Genomic DNA, 837 nt, shown 5'->3' on the forward strand with positions numbered 1-837 from the left:
TGTTTCATTGCATGATCCTGAATACCGTCCACACTTACCTGACCATCCGCCCCAATTTTTATGGAAAACGTGGAATCTGAAATATCAATTCCCGCTTCCTGCAGATCAGCAGATATCCTGTCTTTTACTGTGGTATTCATTTTTGCACTTGCATTCGCACGATCCAGCTCTGTTGCGGTACAAAAGATATTTAAAAGGGCATTTTCCTGCTCCGTCAGTTCTTTGCCTGCCGCCTTCTTTTCCAGTAAATTGTGAATCTGCTCATCATCCGGCACTGCCCCACCCTGCATGACAGCTTCTGCCTGTTCCTGATGCAGTTTCTCCATCTGCTCTGTATAATAAGTTTTGTACTTCTGCCGGATTTCCTTAATTGCACGCATCTCCTCCGTATCGATTAAGCCTTCCTGCATCTGCTTCCGGACTGTCCCTGCATATTTCTGAACCTCTGCCATTTCCTGATAAGCTCCATGGCTTTTATCCGCCTGCGTTGTCTGGAAAGAAAGATGATATTCGGCATCCGGGTTTACTGTCGAACCGTTCTTTGCCTGTACCTTTACGGTATAACCCCTGTTGTCCGAATTCCAGTTCGGTATGGTAATACTAAGACCGCCATTTCCATTCTCTTTCCCAATGCCGACCTGATTGCCTTCCTCATCATACAAAACCATCTCATAATCACAGCCTTCCGGTATATGATCTAAAGTGATAGTAATATCCCTATTATAGGTATCCTTCGCGAAACTTAATGCCCGGTACTCTGTAATATTGAATTCGTAATAGTCCACATCCTCCGTATCCGATAAACTTCCCTTTAAATATCCATCCGGCTTATTGATA

General features: G+C 44.2%; 1 pseudogene. It reads right to left on the bottom strand.

Annotated features, from left to right (window positions below):
• Positions 1 to 837: pseudogene (locus H8S17_RS16215) on the bottom strand (prepilin peptidase dependent protein A); the annotation flags it as partial.

Source organism: Roseburia zhanii (assembly GCF_014287635.1).
Classification (GTDB): Bacteria; Bacillota; Clostridia; order Lachnospirales; family Lachnospiraceae; genus Roseburia_B; species Roseburia_B zhanii.